17 protein-coding genes are annotated in these 23,093 nt (G+C 71.5%); 4 read left to right on the top strand and 13 right to left on the bottom strand.

What is annotated here, in order from left to right; all coding sequences use genetic code 11:
• Positions 1–16 precede the first annotated feature (16 nt).
• Positions 17–631 carry a TetR/AcrR family transcriptional regulator gene (locus tag ACLZOT_RS32860; RefSeq protein WP_416972768.1) on the bottom strand — a complete coding sequence of 205 codons (615 nt, stop codon included), beginning with the start codon at positions 629–631 and terminating at the stop codon, positions 17–19.
• Complete coding sequence (locus ACLZOT_RS32855) at positions 609–2,141, bottom strand: DHA2 family efflux MFS transporter permease subunit (protein WP_416972767.1); 1,533 nt, start codon at positions 2,139–2,141, stop codon at positions 609–611. The genes ACLZOT_RS32860 and ACLZOT_RS32855 overlap by 23 nt, the downstream gene beginning before the upstream one ends.
• Before the next feature lie 174 nt (positions 2,142–2,315).
• Between ACLZOT_RS32855 and ACLZOT_RS32850 the strand changes: the two genes are divergently transcribed.
• From ACLZOT_RS32850 to ACLZOT_RS32840, 3 genes are all read left to right on the top strand, one after another.
• Positions 2,316–3,185 (top strand): SAM-dependent methyltransferase, encoded by an 870-nt coding sequence (locus ACLZOT_RS32850; RefSeq protein ID WP_416972766.1) that lies wholly within the window; start codon positions 2,316–2,318, stop codon positions 3,183–3,185.
• Positions 3,182–4,090: an alpha/beta fold hydrolase gene (locus tag ACLZOT_RS32845; RefSeq protein WP_416972765.1), complete on the top strand. Its 909-nt coding sequence runs from the start codon at positions 3,182–3,184 to the stop codon at positions 4,088–4,090. Before ACLZOT_RS32850 ends, ACLZOT_RS32845 begins: the two co-directional genes overlap by 4 nt.
• Positions 4,091–4,168: 78 nt before the next feature.
• Positions 4,169–6,310: a type I polyketide synthase gene (locus ACLZOT_RS32840; protein ID WP_416972764.1), complete on the top strand. Its 2,142-nt coding sequence runs from the start codon at positions 4,169–4,171 to the stop codon at positions 6,308–6,310.
• Between the two features lie 152 nt (positions 6,311–6,462).
• Here ACLZOT_RS32840 and ACLZOT_RS32835 read toward each other — a convergent pair whose 3' ends face one another.
• From ACLZOT_RS32835 to ACLZOT_RS32810, 6 genes are all read right to left on the bottom strand, one after another.
• Positions 6,463–7,437: an ArsR/SmtB family transcription factor gene (locus ACLZOT_RS32835; protein ID WP_416972763.1), complete on the bottom strand. Its 975-nt coding sequence runs from the start codon at positions 7,435–7,437 to the stop codon at positions 6,463–6,465.
• A gap of 151 nt (positions 7,438–7,588) precedes the next feature.
• A complete protein-coding gene (locus ACLZOT_RS32830; RefSeq protein WP_416972762.1) occupies positions 7,589–9,313 on the bottom strand; it encodes an MGH1-like glycoside hydrolase domain-containing protein in 1,725 nt (574 codons plus the stop codon).
• Positions 9,314–9,360: 47 nt separating this feature from the next.
• Positions 9,361–10,170, bottom strand: a complete 810-nt coding sequence (locus ACLZOT_RS32825; RefSeq protein ID WP_416972761.1) for a carbohydrate ABC transporter permease — start codon at positions 10,168–10,170, stop codon at positions 9,361–9,363.
• The gene (locus tag ACLZOT_RS32820) at positions 10,167–11,096 is read right to left on the bottom strand and encodes a carbohydrate ABC transporter permease (RefSeq protein WP_416972783.1); all 930 of its coding nucleotides are present in this window, start codon (positions 11,094–11,096) and stop codon (positions 10,167–10,169) included. The genes ACLZOT_RS32825 and ACLZOT_RS32820 overlap by 4 nt, the downstream gene beginning before the upstream one ends.
• 8 nt (positions 11,097–11,104) lie before the next feature.
• Complete coding sequence (locus tag ACLZOT_RS32815) at positions 11,105–12,349, bottom strand: sugar ABC transporter substrate-binding protein (RefSeq protein WP_416972760.1); 1,245 nt, start codon at positions 12,347–12,349, stop codon at positions 11,105–11,107.
• Positions 12,350–12,444: 95 nt separating this feature from the next.
• Complete coding sequence (locus tag ACLZOT_RS32810) at positions 12,445–13,494, bottom strand: LacI family DNA-binding transcriptional regulator (protein WP_416972759.1); 1,050 nt, start codon at positions 13,492–13,494, stop codon at positions 12,445–12,447.
• 317 nt (positions 13,495–13,811) lie between these two features.
• Here ACLZOT_RS32810 and ACLZOT_RS32805 point away from each other — a divergent pair, with 317 nt between their 5' ends.
• Positions 13,812–17,414 carry a LamG-like jellyroll fold domain-containing protein gene (locus ACLZOT_RS32805; protein WP_416972758.1) on the top strand — a complete coding sequence of 1,201 codons (3,603 nt, stop codon included), beginning with the start codon at positions 13,812–13,814 and terminating at the stop codon, positions 17,412–17,414.
• Between the two features lie 47 nt (positions 17,415–17,461).
• On the opposite strand, the gene ACLZOT_RS32800 is transcribed toward ACLZOT_RS32805, so the two are convergent.
• From ACLZOT_RS32800 to ACLZOT_RS32780, 5 genes are all read right to left on the bottom strand, one after another.
• A complete protein-coding gene (locus tag ACLZOT_RS32800; protein WP_416972782.1) occupies positions 17,462–19,420 on the bottom strand; it encodes a HelD family protein in 1,959 nt (652 codons plus the stop codon).
• A 206-nt stretch (positions 19,421–19,626) separates the two neighbouring features.
• Positions 19,627–20,379: a hypothetical protein gene (locus ACLZOT_RS32795; protein WP_416972757.1), complete on the bottom strand. Its 753-nt coding sequence runs from the start codon at positions 20,377–20,379 to the stop codon at positions 19,627–19,629.
• A 75-nt stretch (positions 20,380–20,454) separates the two neighbouring features.
• Positions 20,455–21,132, bottom strand: coding sequence for a 4-carboxy-4-hydroxy-2-oxoadipate aldolase/oxaloacetate decarboxylase (locus ACLZOT_RS32790; RefSeq protein WP_416972756.1), 678 nt, complete (start codon positions 21,130–21,132; stop codon positions 20,455–20,457).
• The gene (locus tag ACLZOT_RS32785; RefSeq protein ID WP_416972755.1) at positions 21,129–22,343 is read right to left on the bottom strand and encodes an aspartate transaminase; all 1,215 of its coding nucleotides are present in this window, start codon (positions 22,341–22,343) and stop codon (positions 21,129–21,131) included. Before ACLZOT_RS32785 ends, ACLZOT_RS32790 begins: the two co-directional genes overlap by 4 nt.
• The gene (locus ACLZOT_RS32780; RefSeq protein WP_416972754.1) at positions 22,343–23,086 is read right to left on the bottom strand and encodes an SDR family oxidoreductase; all 744 of its coding nucleotides are present in this window, start codon (positions 23,084–23,086) and stop codon (positions 22,343–22,345) included. Before ACLZOT_RS32780 ends, ACLZOT_RS32785 begins: the two co-directional genes overlap by 1 nt.
• Positions 23,087–23,093: the final 7 nt, after the last annotated feature.

The raw sequence follows: 23,093 nt of genomic DNA, 5'->3' as shown, positions 1-23,093 counted from the left end.
TCTGGGTGGCCCCGGTTCAGGGGCGCAGATCCTCCAGGCAGTGCAGGGCTTCGTCGAGGGCCGCGGGGAAGTCCATGTCGGGGTCGTTGGCCCACTCCAGGGAGACCTGGAGCACGACCCCGAACACAGCGCCGGCGTAGGCGCGGACCGCGGGTTCACCGGCCTCGCGGCCGGTGCGTTTGGCGACCTCTTCGGCCATGACCTGCATGGACCGGCTGATGCTGCCGAGTCCGGCGCCCCACAGCTCGGGTTCGGAGACGATGAGCATCCATCGCTCGCGCTGGAGGGCGAGTTCCTCGTCGGTGACGTCGTCGAGCATGGTCCTGATCGCCTGGCGTTCCGCCTGGATGAGCGGGAGTTCGGGCGACTGGGCCTGGAACATCATCGCGAAGGGCAGGTCGTAGTCGCGGGTGAAGACAAGGTCCTGCTTGGTCGGGAAGTAGCGGAAGACGGTGCTGGGGGCGACTTCGGCGGCTTCGGCGATCTGCTCGACCGTCGTACCGGAGTAGCCCTGTTCACGGAACAGCCGCACCGCCTCGCGCTGGATCGCGGCCTTGGTCCTGGCTTTCTTGCGTTCCCTGAGGCCGGGCCCGGTCTTCTTGGCCTGGTCAGGTGGCGTCTGCGGCATCATGCTCAGATTCTGCGGCCTTGGCGGTGCTCTGCCCAACATCGCGCGGCAGCCACACGACGGCGACGAGGACGCCGAGGAGTCCGAGGAAGCCGGAGACGACGAGGACGATGTCGAGTGCGCTGACGAACGAGGACCGGACGGAGTCCGCGAACGAGGAGGAGCCGATGGAGCGGGCGACGGCGAGGCCGCCGAAGACGGAGTCCTTGGCGGCTTCCTGCGCGGCCGCCGGTACGCCGCCGAAGTCCAGGTCGCCGCGGTAGTTGCTGTTGAGGATGGAGCCGAGGATGGCCGCGCCGAAGCTGCCGCCGACGGTGCGGATGGACTGGTTGACGGCGGCGCCGACGCCGGCGCTGTCCTCGGAGAGGGCGCCGAGTGCGGCGTCCATGACGGTGGGCAGGGCGAGGCCGAGGCCGAGGCCGTAGGCGGCGGTCCAGGCGGCGGCGAGTCCGGTGCCGCTGCCGACGTCGGTGGTGCCGCCGTAGAAGAGGGCGGCGCCCAGGAGGGCGAAGCCGATGCCGACGGAGGTCTTCGGGCCGAGGGCCTTGGCGACCTTGTTGGCGACGGTGACGCCGACGAGGAGGCCGCCGACCATCGGCAGGAGCCGGAAGCCGCTGCCCATGGCGTCGGTGCCGAGGACGGACTGGTAGTACTGCGGCATCGTGAACAGCACGCCGAACATGGTGAAGTTGATGACGGTGCCGAGCAGGGTGCCGGAGTTGAAGCGGGCGGAGCTGAACAGGGAGAGGTCGACGAGGGGGTCGGGGGTGCGCTTCTCCCACATCACGAAGGCGACGAGGGCGGCGAGTCCGGCGATCATCGGGGCGAGTGTGGTGACGTCGGTCCAGCCCTCGTCGCCGCCCTGGATGACGCCGTAGGTGATGGCGGTGAGGCCGAGGCTGGACAGGAGGAGGCCGCCGACGTCGAAGGGCTTGGCCTTGCTGGCCTTGGACTCGGGGAGCCAGGCGGAGACGGCCAGATAGGCGACGATCACGACGGGGACGTTGATCAGGAAGACGGAGCCCCACCAGAAGTGGTTGAGGAGGTAGCCGCCGAGGATGGGGCCGAGGGGGTAGGCGAGCATCGCGGCGCCCGCGACGGCGCCGATCGCCTTGGGCCGCTCCTCGTCGTCGAACATCACCGGCAGCAGCGCGAGGATCGTCGGCATGATCAGGGCGCCGCCGAGGCCGAGGACGGCCCGCGCGCCGATGAAGACGCCGGAGGACGTGGCGTAGGCGCAGGCCAGTGAGCTGATCCCGAAGATGACGAGGGCGACCAGCAGGACCTTCTTGCGGCCGAAGCGGTCACCGAGCATCCCGGCGGGGATCATGCCGGCCGCGAACACGAGCGTGTACGAGGTGACGAACCACTGGAGCTCGGCGTTGTTCGCGCCCAGGTCCTCGGCCATCGCCGGCAGCGCGAGGCTCAGGATCGTCACGTCGAAGCCGACGGCCATCGACGCGAGGACGAGAGCTGCGACAGCCCACCACCTGCGCGCACCCAGTTCTTTCACGAGAGTCAACCTTCCAATGAGAGTCCAACTTCTAGTCGGAGCCTACTCCCATTTTCTCGTCGTGGGCACCACCGCGGCACCCTTCTTAGGGGTGAGCCTCCGATGGCCCTAGGGGGTCTTGAGGGGCGCCGCTGGGGTTGTCCCCGGCGGCGCCGCGCCGTGACGCTGAGCCACGTGACCAAGAACGCGACGCCCAAGAAGCCGCCGACGGTGAACAGGACCGTCGCCCCGCAGCCCCGCCGCATCGGGGACTACTACGACCACAAGGTCTTCGACCTGATGACCCAGCTCGGGGACGGAAACCTGCACTACGGCTACTGGTACGACGACAGCGACCGGGCCACCTTCGACGAGGCCATGGTCCAGATGACCGACGAGATGATCCGCCGCCTCGACCCGAGCCCCGGTGACCGGGTCCTCGACGTCGGCTGCGGCAACGGCACGCCCGCCCTGCACCTCGCCCGCACCTGCGACGTCCACGTCGTCGGGATCTCCGTCAGCGCCCGCCAGGTGGAGCGCGGCAACCGGCGGGCCCGCGAGGCGGGGCTCGCGGACCGGGTCCGCTTCGAGCAGATCGACGCGATGGACCTGCCCTTCGAGGACGCCTCCTTCGACCGCGCCTGGGCCCTGGAGTCGATGCTGCACATGCCGGACAAGCGGCGGGTCCTCTCCGAGGTGTGCCGGGTGGTGCGCCCCGGCGCGCGCGTCCCCCTCGCCGACATGGTGTACCTCAGGCCCGAGGCCGGCCGGGGCCCCGCCGTCACCGTCAGCGACACCCACATCTACGCCTCGCTGACCGACATCGAGGACTACCCCGGCGTGATCCGCGCGGCCGGCCTCTCCGTCCTCGAACTCACCGACATCACCCACGAGACCGCCCGCACGAACGACGGCTACCTCGACTGGATCCGCGCCCACCGGGACGAGTACGTCGACATCATCGGCGTCGAGGGCTACGAGCTCATCCTGCACAACCAGAAGGCGCTGGGCCGGATGCCGGAGCTGGGCTACATCTTCGCGACCGCGCAACGCCCCCGCCCGTGAGGAAGCTGCGCGTCCCGGTGTCGCCGTCCGTGTCCCTGAACGTCCGGCACCGGGCCCCCGCCGGCCCCGCCTCCCCACGCCGCCCGTTCGTCCTGCTGCACGGCATGCTGTCGAACGCCCGCATGTGGGACGAGGTCGCCGGCCTGCTGGCCGCCGCAGGACACCCGGTGTACGCCGTCGACCAGCGCGGTCACGGCGAGTCGGACGCGCCGCCCGACGGCTACGAGCACGCGGCCGTCGTCGCCGACCTGGCGCGGGCGACCAGCGCCCTCGGCCTGCGGGACGTCCTGATGGCGGGCCACTCCTGGGGCGGCCACCTGGCCCTGCGGCTGACCGCCGAACACCCCGGCCTCGTCCGGGCCCTGGCCCTGGTGGACGGCGGCTGGTACGAGTTCGACGGCCCGGTGATGCGGTCGTTCTGGGAGCGCACCGCCGAGGTCGTCCGGCGCGCGCAGAACGGCACCACCACCGCCGCCGACATGCGCGCCTACCTGGAGACCACGCACCCCGCCTGGTCCCCGGCCGCCGTCGAGGCCCGCCTCGCGGACTACCACGTCGGCCCCGGCGGCCTGCTCACGCCCCGGCTCACCGCCGAGCAGGTCATGTCGATCGTCGCGAGCCTCCAGCGGGAGCGGCCCGCCGACTGGTACCCGAAGGTGACGGTCCCGGTGCTGCTGCTGCCGGTGGTCCCGGCGCTGCCCGGCCTCGCCGGCCAGGTCCGCGAGTGGGTGGCCGCCGCCGAAGCGGCGCTGGAACGGGTGCGGGTGCGCTGGTACCCGGGCACGGACCACGACGTCCACGTCGACGCGCCCGACAAGGTCGCCGCCGACCTCCTGGCGCTGGCCCGCGAGGCGGACCGGCACAAAGGAAGTCGGCAAAGAGGGAGCCGGCAAGGAGGGAGTTAGCACCGCTTAAGCGACCGCGACGACCCTGACGGCGTCGTCTGCCGGGCCCCGTGCCGTACAGGAAGGCTGGCCATTCCCGTGCCGAACGAAGAGCAGCTCGTCGAGTACCTGAAGTGGACGGCCGCCGAGCTGCACCAGACGCGGCAGCGGCTGGCCGACCTCGCGGCGGCCCAGCACGAGCCGATCGCCGTCGTGGCCATGTCCTGCCGGCTGCCCGGCAAGGTCAACTCCCCTGAGGACCTGTGGGAGTTGGTGGCCTCGGGGCGCGACGCCGTCACCGGGTTCCCGGACGACCGGGCGTGGACGTTCCCCGAGGAGCCCCCGTACGCGCGCCTCGGCGGCTTCGTCGACGACGCGGCCGGCTTCGACGCGGGGTTCTTCGGCGTCGGCCCCGAGGAGGCGCTGGCCACCGAACCCCTCCAGCGGATCGTGCTCCAGCTCGCCTGGGAGGCCGTCGAGCGGGCCCGGATCGCCCCGCACACCCTGCGCTCGACGCCCACCGGCGTGTACGTCGGCGCCACCGGCCACGACTACGCGACGAACCTCCGGGCCGTCCCGGACGAGCTGGTGCCGTACCTCGGCGGCGGGACCTCCGCGAGCCTGGTCTCCGGCCGGATCTCCTACGCGCTCGGCCTCGAAGGGCCCGCGATCAGCGTCGACACGGCCTGCTCGTCGTCCCTGGTCGCGATCCATCTCGCCTGCCAGGCGCTGCGCCGGGGTGAGTGCGGGCTCGCGCTCGCCGGGGGCGGCACCGTGATGGCCACCCCGCACACCTTCCACGGCTTCGCCCACCAGCAGTCGCTGGCCCCTGACGGCCGGTGCAAGCCGTTCGCCGCGGCGGCCGACGGCATGGGGCTCGCGGAGGGCGTCGCGCTGGTCCTGCTGGAGCGGCTCGGCGACGCCCGGCGTGCGGGGCGTCCGGTGCTCGCCGTCATCCGGGGCTCGGCACTCAACCAGGACGGCGCCGGATACGGCCTGGCCGCCCCCAACGGCCCCTCCCAGCAAGGGGTGATCCGCGCCGCGCTCGCCGACGCCGGGCTCTCCCCCGACGACGTCGACGCCGTCGAGGCGCACGGCACAGGCACCCCGATCGGGGACGCCATCGAGGCGCAGGCCCTCCTCGCCACGTACGGGGAACGCCGGTCGTCCGAGCGGCCGTTGTGGCTCGGGTCCGTCAAGTCCAACACGGGGCACACGCAGGGGGCGGCCGGTGCCGCCGCGCTGATCAAGATGGTGCAGGCGCTGCGGCACGACACCCTGCCGGCGAGCCTGCACATCGACCGGCCGACGCCGCTGGCGACCTGGAAGAAGGGCGCGGTGCGGCTGCTCACCGAGACGGTGGCGTGGCCGCGCGGCGACACACCCCGGCGGGCCGGTGTCTCCGCGTTCGCGACGTCCGGGACGAACGCCCACCTGATCCTCGAAGAGGCGCCGCCGCCGGACCCGGTGGACGACACCGGCGTACCTCGACAGCCCGTCGCCTGGCCGCTGTCGGCCCGTACCCCTCAGGCGCTGCGGGCGGTGGCGCAGGCGCTGGTGGCGCATCTCGCGGCGGCCGGTCCGGTGCCGTCCCCGGCGCAGGTCGCGTACTCGCTCGCGGCCACCCGAACTCCCTTCGAGCACCGGGCGGTTGTCGTCGGTGACGAGCTGCCGGGGCTGCTGTCCGCCGTGTCCGCGCTGGCCGACGGCGACGAACACCCGTGGCTCATCAGGGACGCCACGCACCCCCCGTGCGCGGACGACGCACGCGCCGTCCTCACCGACCTCGCCCGGCAGTACGTCTCCGGCACCGCCGTCGACTGGTCCCGCACCGTCCGGGCGAGCGCCGTCGATCTGCCCGTCTACCCCTTCCGGACCGCCCGTTACTGGCTGCACGACCCCACCACTCACACAGGAGCGCACATGACCAGCACGCCCGACACCCCCGAGCAGGAGACGACCGCGCTGGAGCGGCAACTCGCCGCGGCCACCGCCGAGGAGCGGGAGCGGCTGCTCGTCGACACGATCCGCACCGAGGCGAGCGCGCTCCTCGACACCACGCTCGCCGACGACAGCAACTTCCTGGAGAACGGCCTCAACTCCCTCATGGCCCTCGAACTCACCAAGACGCTCATGGCGTTGACGGGTCTGGAGATCGCCATGGTCGCGATCGTCGAGAACCCGAGCCCCGCGGAACTCGCCCGCCACCTCGGCCAGGAACTGGCGGAGACCAGCGCGTAGAAGCCCCCTCGACCCGCCGGGGCGCTGAGTGCGCCGGGTCCGGAGCGGCTGCTGTGTTCCCCCGTGTCGCTCCGGTCCCGGCGGCTGTGTCCATGGTCGGGGAGGGTGTGCCGGTCGGCACAGCCGTTTGGACGGTGCTCGAAGCGTGCTGGTCAGCCGTCCGCGAGGTGCGTGCCGAGCGGGGTGGGGAAGTGGTGGGCGTGGGGGCCCTCGCGGCGGGTGGTGATGAGGCCGGCGTCGCGCAGGAGTGTCGTGTGGTGGGTGACGGTGGCCGGGGCGATCTCGGCGCTGCGGGCGAGTTCGGCGCTGGTGACGCCGTGTCCGGAGACGACGGCGCGCAGGACGGCGGCGCGGGTGGGGCCGAGGAGCGCGCCGAGGGCGTGCGGGCCGGGCTGGTGGTCCGGGGTCCACAACTCGCCGGGGGTGACGGGGTAGAACACGACGAGGGGTTCCTCGGGGGCGTACTGGATCGACACGTCCCGCCCGCCGAACAGGGACGGCACCAGGCGCAGGCCGTGGCCCTTGAGGGGGATGTCGAGGTCGTGGCTGGGGGAGGCGATCTCCAGGACCGGGGCCCGCCAGGTGATCGTGGGGTGCAGTCCGTCGAGCAGCGCGTCGAGGCCCTGGCCGAGCAGGGTGCGGGCCAGCGCCGACTGGGTCTCCTCCGCGCGCCCGCGCAGGTGCCGGGTCATCGGCGTGATCGCCGCCTCGTGCCAGTCCCGTACGGCGGTGGCGACCGCGTCGAGGGCGCGCGGGGAGCCGGCGGCCAGGTCGTCGGCCCACGACGGCAGGCGGGCGCCGGTGAGGCGGGCGAAGTCCTCCAGGTCGGCGCGCAGGACACGGCTGGGTGTGTGGAGGAGCGCGTCGAGGCCCTCGTCGAGGCCGAGGCCGGTGGCGGGGGTGAGGAAGTCGGGGATCGCCCGCTTCAGCGTCACCAGGGGGCGCAGCGCGTGGACCGAGCGCGGGACCCGCTGCCGGGCCCAGCGCTGCCACGGCCCGAGCATCGCCCCGGGCCTGCGCTGTTGCAGGACGCGCAGGCTGGTCACGGTCTCGGTGAGCAGCGCGGGACCGTCCGCGAGGGTCACGCGGAGCAGGTCGTCGTGCGTCAAGTGGATCCGGAAGGCCACCGTGTCCCCTCTCAGGCCGTGGCGGGCACCCACCACCTATCCGGAGAGGGGCTCCGGCCGCAAGAGGATCACCGGCCATATGCCGGTGAGAGCCTGTGTCGCATCCCCGGCCAGGCGGCGGGCGCCCGGCCGGGGATGCGGCACAGGCTCTCTAGTTGGCGTCGCGTCCCGCGTGGGCCTGCGCGAGCAGCAGGTACGCGGACGCCGTCCACGTGTACGCCCGGTCCCGCAGGCCGGTTCCGGTCAGTGCGTCGAAGTTCTCCGCGAAGCCGTGGGTCTCGCACAGGGCGCGGAAGCGGGCGCCGATGTCGTCGGCGAGGCGTTCGTGGCCGGCGCGGCGCAGGCCGTCCTCGACGAGAATCGTGGCGGGGGCCCAGATGGGTCCGCGCCAGTAGCCGTCCGCCAAGTAGTGCGGGGAGTCGGTGAGTTCGGTGGCGAGGCCGTACGGGGTGAGGTGGGCCTTGATGCGGTCGGCGAGGGTGCTGCCGACGCCGGCTGGGAGGTGTTCGCCGAGGACGACGGGCATGAGGTCGAGGAGGCTGTCGCTGGTCCAGGCGGCGTCGCCGGTGGCGGATCGGGCGTGGAAGCGGTCGCCGGTCCAGAGCTGGTCCAGCAGGGCCGTCTGGGTGTCGGCGGCCAGCCCGGTCCAGCGGGCCGCGTCCTCGGGTCTGTCCAACTCCTTGGCGAGGTCGGCGAGTTCGTGGAGCTGGAGGATGAGGAACGCGGCGAGGTCGGCGGTGACGATCACCCGCTCGGGGTCGAAGGTCGTCGCGTTGTCCCAGCCGCTGTCGTTGCCGTGTTCGTAGTGCGGCAGGTCGGCGCCGGGGGCGCGGCGGGCGGTGAGCCAGAACCCGGTCCAGCGTTCCAGCCGGTCGTACGCCTCGGCGAGTTCGTCCCGGGTCGGGGGCGTGGGCAGGCGGCGGCGCAGGTGGCCGAACGCCCAGCCGTGGATGGGGGGTTTGACGAAGTTGCGCAGCACCTCGGAGTGCGTGACCGAGTCGGGGAGCGCGCCGCTCGCGTCCTGGTGGTCGAAGGGCAGCGCGAACTGGTCCCATGCCAGGGAAGGGCAACCCGGCGCCAGGGCGAGGGCGTTGAAGCAGTGGTCCCAGCTCCACACCTTGTCCATCCAGTGCTTGGACATGAGGACGCCGGGCCGGGTGACGAGCCCGGTGGGCCGTACGGTCGCCGACCACAGGACGTACGCGGCGAGTTCGGCGGCCGGGGTGTCGGCCGACCGCCAGGGCGCCACAGCGTCGGCGAACGAGGCGAACGCCTCCCGCGCCCCGCGGACCACGTCCTCGAAGGACACCTGGGACGTGTACGCGGGGCGTGCGGTGTCGATCTCCTCGACGGCGATCTCCCACTCCCCCGCGACGGTGACCCCGCGTTCGGCGCCGCCCAGCGCCTGCGCGCCCATGGCGTCGGCGAGGGTCCCGGCGAGGACGGTGACGCGGTAGCGCCGCCCGGTCTCGTACGAGGTGAAGACGTGGGCGCCGGTCGCCGGGTCGGGGAAGAAGTAGGTCCCGCTGAACGGCGTGAGGGTCGGCGCGGCGGCGAGAACGGCGAGGCCGAGGCCGGTTCCGCGCAGCCGCAGGGTGTCCGGTGTCTCGTAGGCGAGGTCGACGCGCCCGTCCGCGCCGGCCCAGGTCAGCAGTCCGGGGGTGGCCTCGACGCGGGTCTCGGCGCGGGCGCCGGTCGCCGGGTCGAGGGGGACGAGGCGCAGGACGCCGTGCATGCCGTTCTGGTGCGAGACGAGGTGGAGGTCGTCGGCGTACGTCTTCTCCGCGACGACGGGCGAGATGTCGAACCAGGAGCCGGAGAAGCTGAACGGGATGTCGTGGACGGAGAAGGCCGGACCGGAGGGGACGGCGGTCATGGGGGGAGACTCGTTTCTGGAGCAGGGGTTGTTCCGGAACAGGGTGTTCAGTCCTTCACCGCACCGGCGGTCACCCCGGCGGCGACGTAGCGCTGAGCGAGGACGAGGATGACGGCGGCGGGGAGCGAGGCGACGACGGCGGTGGCCATGACCGCGTTCCACTCCTGGTTGTTGTTGCCGATGTAGTGGTAGATGCCGAGCGTGATCGGTTCGTGCGCACCGCCGTTGACCAGGGTGCTGGCGAACACGAAGTCGGACCACGACCACAGGAAGGCGAACAGCGACACCGTGACCACGGCATTACGGCTCATGGGGAGGACGACGGACCAGAACGTCCGCAGTGTCCCGGCTCCGTCGGTCTTCGCGGCCTGCAACAGCTCACCCGGGATCCCGGACATGAACGCCGTGAAGATGAGCACCCCGAAGGGCACGGCGAGCGTGGAGTCCGCGACGATCAGCCCGGGAACCGATTGCAGCACCCCGAGCTGGAGGTAGATGGCGTAGAAGCCCATCGCCATGATGATTCCGGGGATCATCTGCGCGGCCAGCAGGACGAAGCTCAGCACGCCCCCGCCCCTGGGCCGCAGTTTGGCGAGCGCGTACCCGGCGGGTGCCGACAGGGCGACGGTGAGCAGGACCGTCCCGAGGCCGATGACGAGGCTCGTGCCGAGGTAGGGCAACTGGTCGTCGAGGACGGTCCGGTAGCCGTCGAGGGTGCCGTGCAGCGGCAGCAGGTCCGGCGGGCTCTTGCGCATGTCCTGGTCCCGGGTGAACGAGACGTTGACCATCCAGTACACGGGGAAGAGCATCACCCCGGTCAGGATCAGCCCGATGCCCGTCTTCCAGCTCTTCCTCATGCCATCGCCTGCTTCCGCTGCACCCTCAGATACACGAACCCGAAGACCAGCGCGGCCACGACGAGGAGGTTCCCGACGGCCGCCCCGGGTCCGAACGCGGGCAGCAGGTTGCCGAATCCGAGCTGGTAGGACCAGGTCGCGAAGGTCGTGGACGAGTCCGCGGGACCGCCCTTGGTCATGATCCAGATGATGTCGAACACCTTGAGCGTGTAGATCAGCCCGAGCAGCAGCGTGATCGCGGACACGGGCCGCAGCAGCGGAAAGGTGATCGACCAGAACCGCTGCCAGGCGTTCGCCCCGTCGAGGGAGGCGGCCTCGTACAGGTTCCCGGGGATGGACTGGAGCCCGCTGTAGAGGACGACGAGGTTGAACGGGACGCCGATCCAGATGTTCGCGACGATCACCGAGACCAGCGACCAGGACGGCGAGGTCAGCCAGTTGACCGGGTCGAGCCCTACGGCGTTCAGCGCGGCGTTGACGATCCCCGAGTCGGAGTTGAGCATCCACGACCAGGTGGACGCGGACACGATGAGCGGCAGCAGCCACGGCACGAGGAACAGGGCGCGCAGGGTCGCGGAGAGCCGGAAGTGCTGGGTGAAGAAGACGGCGAGGGCGAGGCCGATCGCGTACTGGAAGACGAGGCTCACGAACGTGAACAGGACGGTGTGCACGAGCGCGGGCATGAACGTCGGATCGTCGAGAACGGTCCGGTAGTTGTCGAACCCGGTGAAGGGCGCGTCGCCGTTCACGAAGGAGCGGACGGTGTAGTGCCTGAGGCTCAGGTCGAGGTTGCGGTAGAGGGGGTAGGCGTAGAAGAGGACGAGGTAGAGGGTGACCGGGGTGAGGAAGGCCCAGGCCGCCCACTGGGAGGAGCGTGGCCGCCGGGGCGCGGCCACCTTCCTCACGGACACCTGGTCCCGGGTCATCTGCAACGTCACTTGACCGCGCCCTGCGCCGAGGACAGCGCGTCCTTGGGGGACTTGGAGCCGCTCAGCGCGGACTGCACGGCCTTCCACAACTGCTCGGAGATCTTGGGGTACTTGGTGCCGAGGTCGTCGCTGGTGCGGCCCTTGGCGGACTTGACGGCGTCGACCCAGGGCTTCAGCGCCGGGGTCGCGGCGACCTGCTTGGCCTGGACTGCGGCGGTGGGGGCGACGTAGGAGAGCGCGGAGTCCGTGTCGTACAGGCCCTGTTCGCTGGTGAGGCAGGTCGCGAGCTTCTGGGAGGTGGTGTAGCGGGCGGTGTCGTCCTGGACGGGGAGGGTGACGAACTCGCCGCCGGTCGGGGCCGGTGCGGTGGCCGCGGTGGCGCCGGGGATGGGCAGGACGCCGTACTCGAAGCCCGCCTTGTCGGCGTTGGCGAGCTGCCAGGTGCCGTTCTCCGCGAAGGCGTAGTCGCCGGTCGCGAACTCCTGCCAGCTGGTGGTCTGGGTGTTGTTCAGGACGGAGTTGGGGGCGTAGCCGCTCTTCAGCCAGTCCTTCCAGAGGGTGAGGGCGGACTCGGCCTGGGCGGAGTCGAGTCGGGTGAGCTGGGCGCCCGATCCCCAGAACCAGGGCAGGAACTGGAAGCTGCCTTCTTCGGTGCCGATCGCGGAGAAGGTGATGCCCTTCTTGCCGGCCTTCTTGACCTTGTCGAGGGCGGCGGTCAGGGAGGGCCAGTCCTTGATGGTGGCCACGTCGACGCCGGCGGCCTTGAGGACCGTCTTGTTGTAGTAGAGGGCGAGGGTGTTGGCGCCGATGGGGGTGCCGTACGTCTTGCCGCCCGACTGTCCGGCGGCGAGGAGGTTGGGGTCGACCTTCGAGGTGTCGAGCTTGTTGTCGGCGGTCGTGGTGAGGACGCCCGCCTCGGCGAGGGTGGAGACGACCGGGTTGTCGACGACGAGGACGTCCGGGGAGTTGCCCTGCTGGGCCGCGAGGAGCGTCTTGTTGGGGAGGTCGCTGGTGTCGAAGCCGGTGCGCTTGACCTGCACGCCGGCCTCGGTGCCGCACCGGTCGAGGAGCTTCACCCACGCCGAGTCCTTCGTGAACTGCGGGTAGGGGTCCCAGACGGTGTAGGTGCCGCCGCCGTCGGAGCCCTTGCTGTCGGAGCTGCCCGAGCCGGAGGAGCAGGCGGAGAGGGTCAGGGCGAGCACGGCGAGGGTGGCGGCGGTCAGACGGCGCTGTCTGGAGGAGGTGTTCATCGCGGGGGTCCTTAGTGGTCGCGGGCTTGAGGGTGCCGGGGCACGGAGGTACGGAAGGGCGGGGGCGCGGCGAACCGCCTTGCGGGCAAAGCTCTTTACGGCGCCGCCGACGCGCCCGGCCCTGACACCGGCATCGGCCGCGGGCCCGGCCCCGTGCTGGCCCGCAGGGAGATCGGCGGCGTCATGAGGTGGTGCCGGGGCGGCGCACCGGGCTGGTCGAGCCGCTCCACGAGCAGGTCGACGGCACGGCGCCCCATCTCCTCGGCCGGTACGTCCGCCGCCGTGAGCTGCGGGGTCACCGTCTGCGCCCAGGGCGCTGCGACGACCCCGGTGACGGAGAAGTCGCGCGGGACGTGCCGTCCGGCGTGGGCGAGGCCCCGGTAGATCCCGCCGAGGGACGCCTCGTTGAGGGTGACGAGCCCGGTGGTCGCGGGGTCGTCGTACAGGATCCGCTCCACGCACGCCTGCCCCGCCGCCGCGTCGTCCCCGCAGGGGTACGCCCGGACGGTCAGGCCGCGTTCGGCGGCGGCCTTGGTGAAGCCGTCGAGTCCGCGGTGCGCCGACTCGTAGCCGGCGCGCAGGAGTTGTTCGGGCCGGTTGACGAGGGCGATGTGCTGGTGGCCGAGGTCGGCGAGGTGGTGGACGCAGGACGCGGCGAGCGCGGTGTGGTCGAGGCCGACCCACCAGCTCGACTCGGGATGCGCGATCCGGCCGATGGTGACGGCGGGGAAGCCGAGGGCGGCCAGGTGGTCGACCCGGTCGTCCTGGAGGCGGATCTCCATGAGGATGGCGCCGTCGACGCGGCGTTCCCCGAGGAGCCGTTGGAAGGAGCGGTCGCTGTCGACGCCGCTGGGGGAGAGCAGGACGTCGTAGTCGTAGGAGGCGGCGGCCTCGACGACGCTGCCGATGAAGTCGAGCTGCATGCCGGTGTAGTGGTCGCCGGCGGGCGGGAAGACCAGGCCGATGGTGTTGGTGCGGCCGTTGGCCAGCGCGCGGGCGCTCGCGTTGGGGCGGTAGCCCAGTTCGTCGATGACGCGCTGGATCTTGTGGCGGGTGTCGTCGGAGACGGGGCGTTTGCCGCTGAGGGCGTAGGAGACGGTGCTCCGGGAGACACCGGCCCGGCGGGCGATCTCACCGATGTTCACGTGGCTCCTTCGTCGGCAGGGAGAGTCATCGAACCGGTTCGCATCAGGCGTCGCCTTTGTCGAACCGGTTCGCGTGAAGTGAAGGTAGGGAGCACCCGAGCGGGTGTCAACACCTCCGGCAGGAGTTCGCGGATGCCGGAAACAAGGCGTGTCGGGGGGATTGCCGGGCGCTCACGCCGGTGCTAGCTTCCCGAACCGGTTCGATGAACTGATCCTTCCAGCGCCCCCGACACTCCCCTGCCCCCGCATCTCCGGGCCAGTGATGCGAACCGGTTCGACGACCCCAGGCATCCACCCAAGGATTGAGGACGCGATCCATGCCATCCCCTGAGAGATCCGCCCGGCGCCGCGCCCCGGCCGCCGTGGCGCTCGCCCTCGGCGCGGGCCTGCTGGCCTCCCCCGCCGTACCCGCGCAGGCCGCCGACACGCCCGCGCCGGTCGCCCACTACACCTTCGACCAGGACGACACCGCCTCAGGGCAGGTCACCGACGCCTCCGGCAACGGCCTCACGGCGACCCTCGTCAATCCCTCCACCGCCGCCTCCGTGGCGGGCGCCGACGGCGGCAAGGCCCTCGCCCTGCCCGGCGGCGCCCCCACCTCGAACGGCGCGTACGTCCGCCTGCCCCGGGAGGTCCTCGGCGACGCCGCCGACCTGACCGTCTCGGCCCGCGTGAAGTGGGGCACCGACGCCTCGTCCTGGCAGCGGATCTTCGACCTCGGCACCGACACGTCGAAGTACCTGTTCACGACCCCCTCGAACGGCAGCGTCCTGCGCACCGCCGTCACCACGGGCGGCGGTGGCGGCGAGGCGCAGGTCTCCGGCTACGCCCCGCTCCCCGCCGGCCAGTGGCGGACCGTCACCGTCACCCTGGACTCGGCCGCCGGCCGGATCACCACCTACCTCGACGGGGTCGCCGTCTCCTCGGCGCCGACGAGCGTCAAGGCGAGGGATCTGCTGGGGAGTTCGGCGACGACGGCCGGCTACCTCGGCAAGTCCCTCTACCCGGACCCGCTCCTCAAGGGCGACATCGACGACTTCGCGGTCTGGCACACGGCCCTGACCCCCGCGCAGGTCGCAGGCCAGACAGGCACACTCCCCACCATGACGCAGCTCTCGCAGACCGCCTTCACCGTCCGCACGACGACGGGCAAGGCCCCGGCGCTCCCGCCCGCCGCCCGCGCCTCCTTCTCCGACGGCTACGACCGCGACGCCCCGATCATCTGGGACGCCGTCCCCGCCGACAAGTACGCGCGGCCCGGCACCTTCACGGTCGCCGGAACCGCCGCCGGACGTGCCGTCACCGCGAGCGTCACCGTCGTACGCGAGGGCCAGCTCACCGTGGACCTCGCCTCGGACACCGGCGCCTTCCACGGCGGCGCCTCCGGGACGCTGTACGGCGTGTACGGCCCGGACGTCCCGACGAACAACCTCATCGAGGGCATGGGCCTGCGGACGGTCTCGACGAAGGCGCAGGACGGCCCCCAGCACCCGGGCGCCGACGCGCTGGAGGTCGTGAAGCCGCTCGCGGACTCCACGGACGGCGACGTCTACATCTACATGACCGACATCCACCGCGGCTTCCCCTACCAGTGGCCCGGCGACACCCCCGCCCAGAAGCTGAAGCTGTACGAGGAGAAGATCGCCAAGCAGGTCGACCAGGTCCTCCAGCTCCCGGAGAAGTACCGGGACAACATCGTCTTCGTGCCGTTCAACGAGCCCGAGGGCAACATGTTCGGGACCGGCGAGTGGAGCTACGACAAGGTCAGCTGGCTGACCGACCCGGCCGACTACTTCGCCGCCTGGGACTCCGCGTACAAGCTCATCAAGGGCAAGATGCCGAGCGCCCGGATCGCGGGCCCCAACACCAGCGTCCTGTACGACCAGGTGAAGGGCTTCCTCACGCACGCGAAGGCGGCGGGGACCCTGCCCGAGGTCGTCACCTGGCACGAGCTGAGCCACCCGGAGGCGGTGCGGCAGAGCGTCGCCAAGTACCGTGCCTGGGAGAAGGAGTTGGGGGTCGGCCCGCTGCCGATCAACATCAACGAGTACGCCTTCAACTACCACACCTCGGTGCCGGGCCAGATGATCCAGTGGGTGTCGGCGATCGAGGAGTCCAAGGTCGACGCGGACATCGCGTACTGGAACATCGACGGCAACCTCTCCGACTCCGCCGTGCAGTCCAACCGGGGCAACGGGCAGTGGTGGCTGCTGAATTCGTACGCCTCCATGAGCGGGCACACCGTCGCCGTGAACCCGCCCTTCCCGGGCCAGAACTACACGATGCAGGGCGTCGCCACGCTCGACACCGCCAAGAAGCAGGCGCGGCTCCTCTTCGGCGGGTCCAACGGCAAGGGGCACATCACCTTCGCCGGCGTTCCGCGCAAGGTCTTCGGCTCCCAAGTGCACGCCTGGGTACGGGAGATCGAGTGGAGCGGGCAGCTCGGTGACAACTCCGGCCCGAAGCTCCTCAGCGAGCAGAACCTGAAGGTCGGCGCCGACGGCACGGTCTCCGTGGACTTCGCGTCCCTCAAGGAGTCCTCGGCGTACGAGATCGTCCTCACCCCGGCCGGCGAGGCACGGGGCGTCCAGTCGGCGCCGGTGCGCTGGCAGGGGTCGTACGAGGCGGAGGACGCCGCGCACACCGGTTCGGGCTGGACGAAGAACGGGCCCGAGGGGTCGACGAGCGACGTCTCGAAGTTCTACACGTCCGGCGGGTACGACGTGGGCGGTCTGCGCACCGGTTCGGACGTCACCCTCGGCTTCACCGTCGACGTCCCCGAGGACGGCTCCTACGACCTGAGCGTCTTCGCCAACTCCCTCAACACGTACGACAAGGTCCAGGAACAGGGCCCCACGAACGTCTTCCTGCGCGTGGACGGCGCCGCCGAACAGGAGCTGTACCTCCCCCTCGGCTACAAGTGGGTCGTCTGGGACCACACGGACACCAAGGTCCACCTCACCAAGGGCCGCCACACCCTGACCCTCGCCGCGAAGAGCCTAGACGGCAAGCGCGCGACGAAGGGCGACGCGATCGTCGACCGCCTGACGCTGTCCCTGCCGTCGGCTTCCGCCGGCACCCAGGTGTACGAGGGTGAGTTGGCCTGGCTGAGCGGTGGAGCCCGGCCGGTGTACGGGCCCGCGAGGACCGGGTCCGGCGGCGCGCTCGTCGGGCGCGGCCAGACGGCCACGTTCTGGGTCTACTCCCCCGCCGACCGCGAGGCCACGCTCACCCTCGACGCCCTCGGCGGTGCCGGTGGACGCCTCTCCGTCAACGGCAACGACGTCCTGCGCCTCACCCCGGGCAAGCGGTCCGTCGCGGTCTCCCTCTCCGGGGGCGTCAACAAGGTGACGGTGACCGGCAGTTCGGTCCCGACGCTGGTCGACCGCCTGACGGTGACACCCACCGAAGGCAAGCTGCCGGCCCGTACGTACGAGGCGCAGGACGCCGTTCTCGCGGGCTCCGCGAGCCTGGTGTCGCTGCCTCTCGCGAGCGGCGGGACCGCGATCACCGGCGTCGGGGGTGATCCGGGGAACGGCAACACGGCGACGTTCCGCGTCAGCGCGGACAAGGCCGGGCTGTACGCGCTGCGGATCCGCTACTCCAACCCCGAGCAGTCCCCGGCGACCCACTACAACCCCGACCCGCTGGCCCGGCACGCGGACCTCACCGTCAACGGCGGGGAGACGCGCCGCGTGACCTTCCCGCACAGCTTCCACCAGGACAACTTCTGGGAGCTGACCGTGCCGGTGCAGCTCAAGAAGGGCGTGAACACGCTGTCGTTCCGGTCCCAGGAGCTGCCCAACTTCGACGGGACGACGTACGCGTCGGACACGTTCCCCGGGGTGCTGCTCCGGTCCCGGTACGCGCCGCTGATCGACCGGCTCGTGGTGGCGCCGTACGCGAGGGAGGTGCGCTGATCTGACACCGTCCTGACCCGCTCCCGGGCGGGTCAGGACGGCTGCGTCTACCGCACGGCGATCGTGCACAGCCGTTTCGTCGCCCGCGTCAGACCCACGTACAGATCCCGCTCCCCGCTGATCCGCGCCGCCTCGATCCCGTCGGGGTCCAGGACCACCACCCCGTCGAACTCCAGGCCGCGCGCCTGGGACGCCGGGATCAGGTGGGCCCACTGGAGCACTCCGGCGGCGCGGAGTTCCTCGGTGCGGGTGTCGGCGCAGATCACGCCGAGCAACTCGCCGGGGTGGCGGGCGTGTTGCTGCTGGAGTTCCGTCGTCAGGGTCGCCGTCAGGTCGTCCGGGGCGGCCGTCAGGGTGCGGGGCTCCTCGCCGCTGCGGATCGCGCTGCTGGGTTTCTGGCCGGGGGCGATGCGGGTGAGGAGGCCGTGGGTGGTCGCCAGGATCTCGACCGTCGTGCGGTAGCTGACCGTGAGAGTGTGCAGCTCGAAGCGCGGGCCGACGTGCGGAGCCAGCGCCTCGTCCCAGCCCCGTGCCGTCGTCGCCGGTCCCGCCTGCGCGAAGTCGCCGACCAGCGTCATCGACCGGGCCGGGCAGCGCCGTACGACCATCCGCCACTGCATCGCGGTGAGTTCCTGCGCCTCGTCGACGACGACATGGCCGTACGTCCGTGCGGGCGGACCGTCGACGAGGCTCGCGGCTTCGTCGAGCAGTGGGATGTCCGCGTCCGACCATGGTGCACCGGACGCCAGTTGGGGCACCCCCGACGCGAACAGCGCCCGTACGACGCCCTCGGCCGTGAGCGTCGGCCACAACTCCTCCACCACCCGCTCGACTTGGGGATCGTCGAGCAGTCCCTCCCGTACCGCGTCCGCGTCGAACTCGTCGGCGGCGCTGCTGTCGGCCTCGTCGTCGTACCCGAGTTTGCGCAGGTCCGCCGCAGCGGCCCGGTCGAGGTCGAGCCCCGTCGCCTCGGCCACCTCCGCGTCGATGCGTTCCAGCGTCTCCAGGGCGTCCCGCTCCAGCGCGTCGGTCGCCGCGTCGACGAGGAACTCCTTGAACACCTGCCGGGCGCGGTTGTGCCCAAGTCCCGTACCCACGGCGGCTTTCCGGGCACGCGCGACCTCCCGCTCCCCCAGCCGGACCCCGGCCACGGCGAACTCGCCGCGCACCGCCTGCCGTTCGCGGACGACCTCGGCGAGCGCGTCCGCGAGTTCCGAACTCCCCTTGATCCGCGCCGACTCGGGCGGTTCCGTCGCCGTGGGGACGATCCCGGCGAGTTCCTCGCACGTCGCGAGGACCACGTCGTTCTCACCGAGGGAGGGCAGCACCTGGGAGACGTAGTCGAGGAAGCGGGCGTTGGGCCCGATGACCAGCACACCGCGTTCGGCGGCGCGCGGGAACGCGTACAGCGCGTACGCCGCCCGGTGCAGGGCGACGACCGTCTTGCCGGTGCCGGGGCCGCCCTGGACGACGGTGACGCCCCGGTGGGGCGAGCGGACGATGGCGTGCTGTTCGGCCTGGAGCGTGGCGACAGCCGTGCCCATGCGGCCGGTCCGGCGGGCCTGGAGGACCTCGGTGAGGGGGTTGTCGCCCACGACGTCGTCGGGGGTGGCGTCGGAGCCGTCGAGGAGTTCGTCGTTGACGGCGCTGACCTTGCGGCCGTCCAGTCGGAGGTGGCGTCGGCGGCGCAGGCCCATCGGGTCGACGGCGGTGGCCTCGTAGAAGGGGCGGGCCGCTTCCGCGCGCCAGTCGACGAGGAGGGGGAGGTCGTGGTCGTCGGGGTGCAGGCCGAGGCGTCCGATGTGCAGGGCGGTGCCGTCGGCGGCGTCGGTCCGGCCGAAGACCATGCCGGTCTCGGCGGACTCCAGGCGGCGGATCTCCCCGGCGAGGCGGGCGGCGGCCAGGTCGCGTTCGTAGACCTCGCGTCCGCCGTCGGCCGGTGCTCTGAGAACGGCCTTGAGCTGTGCCCGGGTCACGGCCACGCGCTCGTCGAACAGGCCGTACATGGTGGACACGTGAGCCTGCTGCTGACGTGCGGGACCGTCGCTGATCTGCGACAACGGGAGCCTCCTCGGGGTGCGGCTCACCACTATGAGGGTGGGCGGGCCCAAAGGTAAGTCTTGATTTACCTCTCCTCCGGATGCCCTCCGTCCTGGCGGAGTACGGCCGCGAGCAAGTCCCCTCCCAGGGCGGCCAGTCGGGGAGGACCCGGTCAGCCCTCCGTCAGGTCCGGCGCCCGCAGCAGCCGCAGGAACGCCTTCACCCCCGCGATGATCTCCTTGTTGTCGGTGAGCCGGTTGACCGTCGCCTCGAACTCCCGGCCCAGCGCGGTGATCCGGCGGTCGGTCTCCTCGGCGCGTTCGTACGTCACCATCGTCAACGCGTCGACGGTGCGCCGGAGTTCGGCGAGGGAGCGGTACTGTTCCTCCGCCTTCTCCTCCAGCACCTTGTGCGCGGCCTCGCTGCGGGCGAGCCGGGCGCGCAGGTCGACGACATCGTCGCGGGGGTGGGTGACCTCCCTCAGGAGGGTCCGCAGCCGCCGCCGGAGCTGCCCGAAGTAGGCTCCGGCGGGCCGGAAAAGGGTGCTGAGCAGGAAGAACCCGGCGAACCAGTACCCCGTGAACCCACCGGTCGCCCAGGTGACCGCGAGGACGACCCCCGCCGTCAGCAGATGCCCGGCGACGGCCGCCCGCAGCATCAGCCGGGCGATCCGCGCGGCCTCGGCGTCGCGCGCCGGGGACACCTCGATGCCCTTCTCCCGGCTGACGGCGATCTCCGCGAGGACGGTGTGCGCGCGGAAGTACAGGTTCCACGGCAGGGTGAGCAGGATCGTCAGCCACAGCAGGCTCAGCACGCCCGCCCCGACCGCGAACACCACCGCACTCGGCGCCCCCGCCGCATAGGCGAAGACCAGCGCCGCCACCGCCGCGGCGACCGCCGCCACCGCTCCCAGGAATCTGCCCATGCCCGTACTCCCCCGCTCACGCCGTCTTTCGTTCATCGTCCCCGGCGTGGGACGGGTCGGCATGAGTAGCGGTACTCACTCTCCGTCGATCACCAACCCCTTGGCGACCAGCAGGGATTCGAGCCCGCAGATCTCCGCGACGCTCTTCCCGGCCCGGTACGCGGCGATGTACCCGGCCTCGGCGTCGACCCGTTCCCGCGAGGCGACGGCCACCGCGCCCGCGTCCTCGCGCCGCACGACGACGACCCCGTCGGCGTCGCCCCGGATCACATCCCCGGGCCGCACCAACTGCCCCCCGATGCTGACCGGTTGGCACATCGGACCGACGGTCTCCTTGACCGTGCCCTTGATGCAGACGCTGTACGAGAAGACGGGGAACCCGAGGGCCCGCAGATCCTCCGTGTCCCGCACGCCCGTGTCGGTGACCAGTCCCCCAAGTCCCTTGGCCCGGCAGGCGTTCGCCAGGACGTCCCCGAAGGACCCGGCCTCGCTGTACTCCCCGGCGGACACGACGATGACGTCACCGGGCCGGGCGTACTCGATCGCCGTCTGGAGCATCAGGTTGTCGCGCGGCGCGCACTGCACCGTGAACGCCGGTCCGCACAGCGACATCCGGCGGTCGACGGGCTTGATCGACGAGTCCAGCGCGCCCAGCCTGCCCTGGGCCTCGTGGATCGTCGCCGAGGAGTACCCGGCGAGGCGTTCCACGAACGCGGTGTCGGGGCGGTCGAACTTCGTGCTGACGCGGATCATGAGGGCCTTTCGGGCAAGAGGGCCTCGCAGGCTTTCGCGATGCGTGCGCACGCTTCGGTGAGGGCCTGCGTGGAGGTGGCGAAGGAGATCCGGAAGTAGCCGGGGGCGCCGTACGCGGAGCCGTGGATGACGGCGACCTGCTGGTGCTCCAGGAGGTGGCGGGCGAATTCCTCGTCGGTGTCGACGCGTCGGCCGTCGGGGGTGTGATGCCCCAGGTGTGCCTGGCAGTTGACCAGGAGGTAGAAGCCTCCGCTGGGGGTCGTGCAGGTCAAGCCCGGGATCTGGCCGAGGAGTTCGAGGGTCGTGTCACGCCGGGTGCGGTAGGTCTCGACGGTGGCGTGGACGAAGTCCTGCGGTCCGTCGAGGGCGGCTGCCGCGGCTGCTTGGCTGATCGAGGACGGGCACGACGAGGTCTGCGACTGGAGGGTGTTGATCGCCGCGACGAGGTCGGCGGGGCCCGCGCCGTAGCCGATGCGCCAGCCGGTCATGGCGTACGTCTTGGAGACGCCGTTGGTGACGAACACCCGGTCGGCGAGGCGGGGTTCGGCCGCCGCGAGGGAGGGGTGCGCGCCGGGGTCGTACCAGATCTCGTCGTAGATCTCGTCGGTGAGGACGCAGACGCGGGGGTGGTCGAGCAGCACCTCGGCGAGGGCGCGGAGTTCGGCGAGGGTGTAGGCCGAACCGGTCGGGTTTCCCGGGGTGTTGAGGATCAGCCAGCGGGTGTGCGGGGTGAGGGCGGCGCGCAGGCGGGCCGGGGTGAGCTTGAAGGCGTCGGTCTCGGGGCAGTCGACGATGACGGGGGTGCCGTCGTTGGCGCGGACCATGTCGGGGTACGAGACCCAGTACGGGGCGGGGACGATCACCTCGTCGCCCTCGTCCAGCGTGGCGGTGAGGGCCAGGTAGATGACCTGTTTCGCGCCGCCGCCGACGGTGATCTGGGCGTCGGTGTACTCCAGGCCGTGGCGTCGGCGCAGGCGGTCGCGGATCGCCTTGCGCAGGGCCGGAGTTCCGTTGACGGGCGTGTACTTGGTGTCGCCGGACTCGATGGCGCGGATCGCGGCGGCCTTGACGTGGTCGGGGGTGTCGAAGTCCGGTTCGCCGACGGTCAGGTCGCTGATGGCGATGCCCTGGCCCTTCAGCTCCCGTACCCGTTGGGCCGCCGCCGTGCTCGGCGAGGGCTTGATGCGGCGGACGCGTGCCGCGGTGTCCATCAGCCCTCCCGGCGTTCGAAGTTGAGGCCGCCGGGGACCTGGAAGGTGGGCAGGATCTCGATGTGCCCGATGTTGACGTGCCGGGGCGAGTCGACGGCGAACTCGATGGCGTCGGCGATGTCCTCGGGCTTCAGGGACTCGTACCCGTCGTAGTACGTCCGCTGGGCCTCCTCCATGTCGCCGAGGAGCCGGCCGAAGATCTCGGTCTCGACGCGGCCGGGGCAGATCTCCGTGACGCGGATCCGCTTGCCGTAGCCGTCGACGCGGAGTTGGCGGGAGAGGGTGTGCACGGCCGCCTTGGTGGCGTGGTAGATCGTGTTGCCGCCGAAGTTGTAGACCGCGGCGATGGAGCTGATGTTGACGATGTGCCCGAGGTCACGCTCGACCATGCCGGGCATCAGGAGCCGTACCAGGTGCAGTACGGCCCGGATGTTGACGGCGACCTGCTCGTCGACCCCGAACTCGTCGGCGGTGAGGATGTTGCCGGTGCGCGAGACTCCGGCGTTGTTGACGAGGACGTCGATCTCCAGGCCGGCCAGGGTCTCGGTGAGCGCCTCGGTGTCGGTGACGTCGACGGCGTGCGGGGTGCAGCCGGTGGCCTCGGCGAGGGCGTCGAGGCGTTCGGCGCCTCGGGCAAGGGCGTGGACGTGCAGGCCGCTCTTGGCGAGCCGCTCGACGACCACTGCTCCGATGCCGGTGGACGCCCCGGTGACGAGCGCGGTGCGGTAGTCGGAGATGGGCATGCGGGTG

Origin of the sequence: Streptomyces sp. 4F14, assembly GCF_048159485.1 — a bacterium.
Classification (GTDB): Bacteria; Actinomycetota; Actinomycetes; order Streptomycetales; family Streptomycetaceae; genus Streptomyces.
This window is presented reverse-complemented; position numbering and strand designations above follow the sequence as displayed.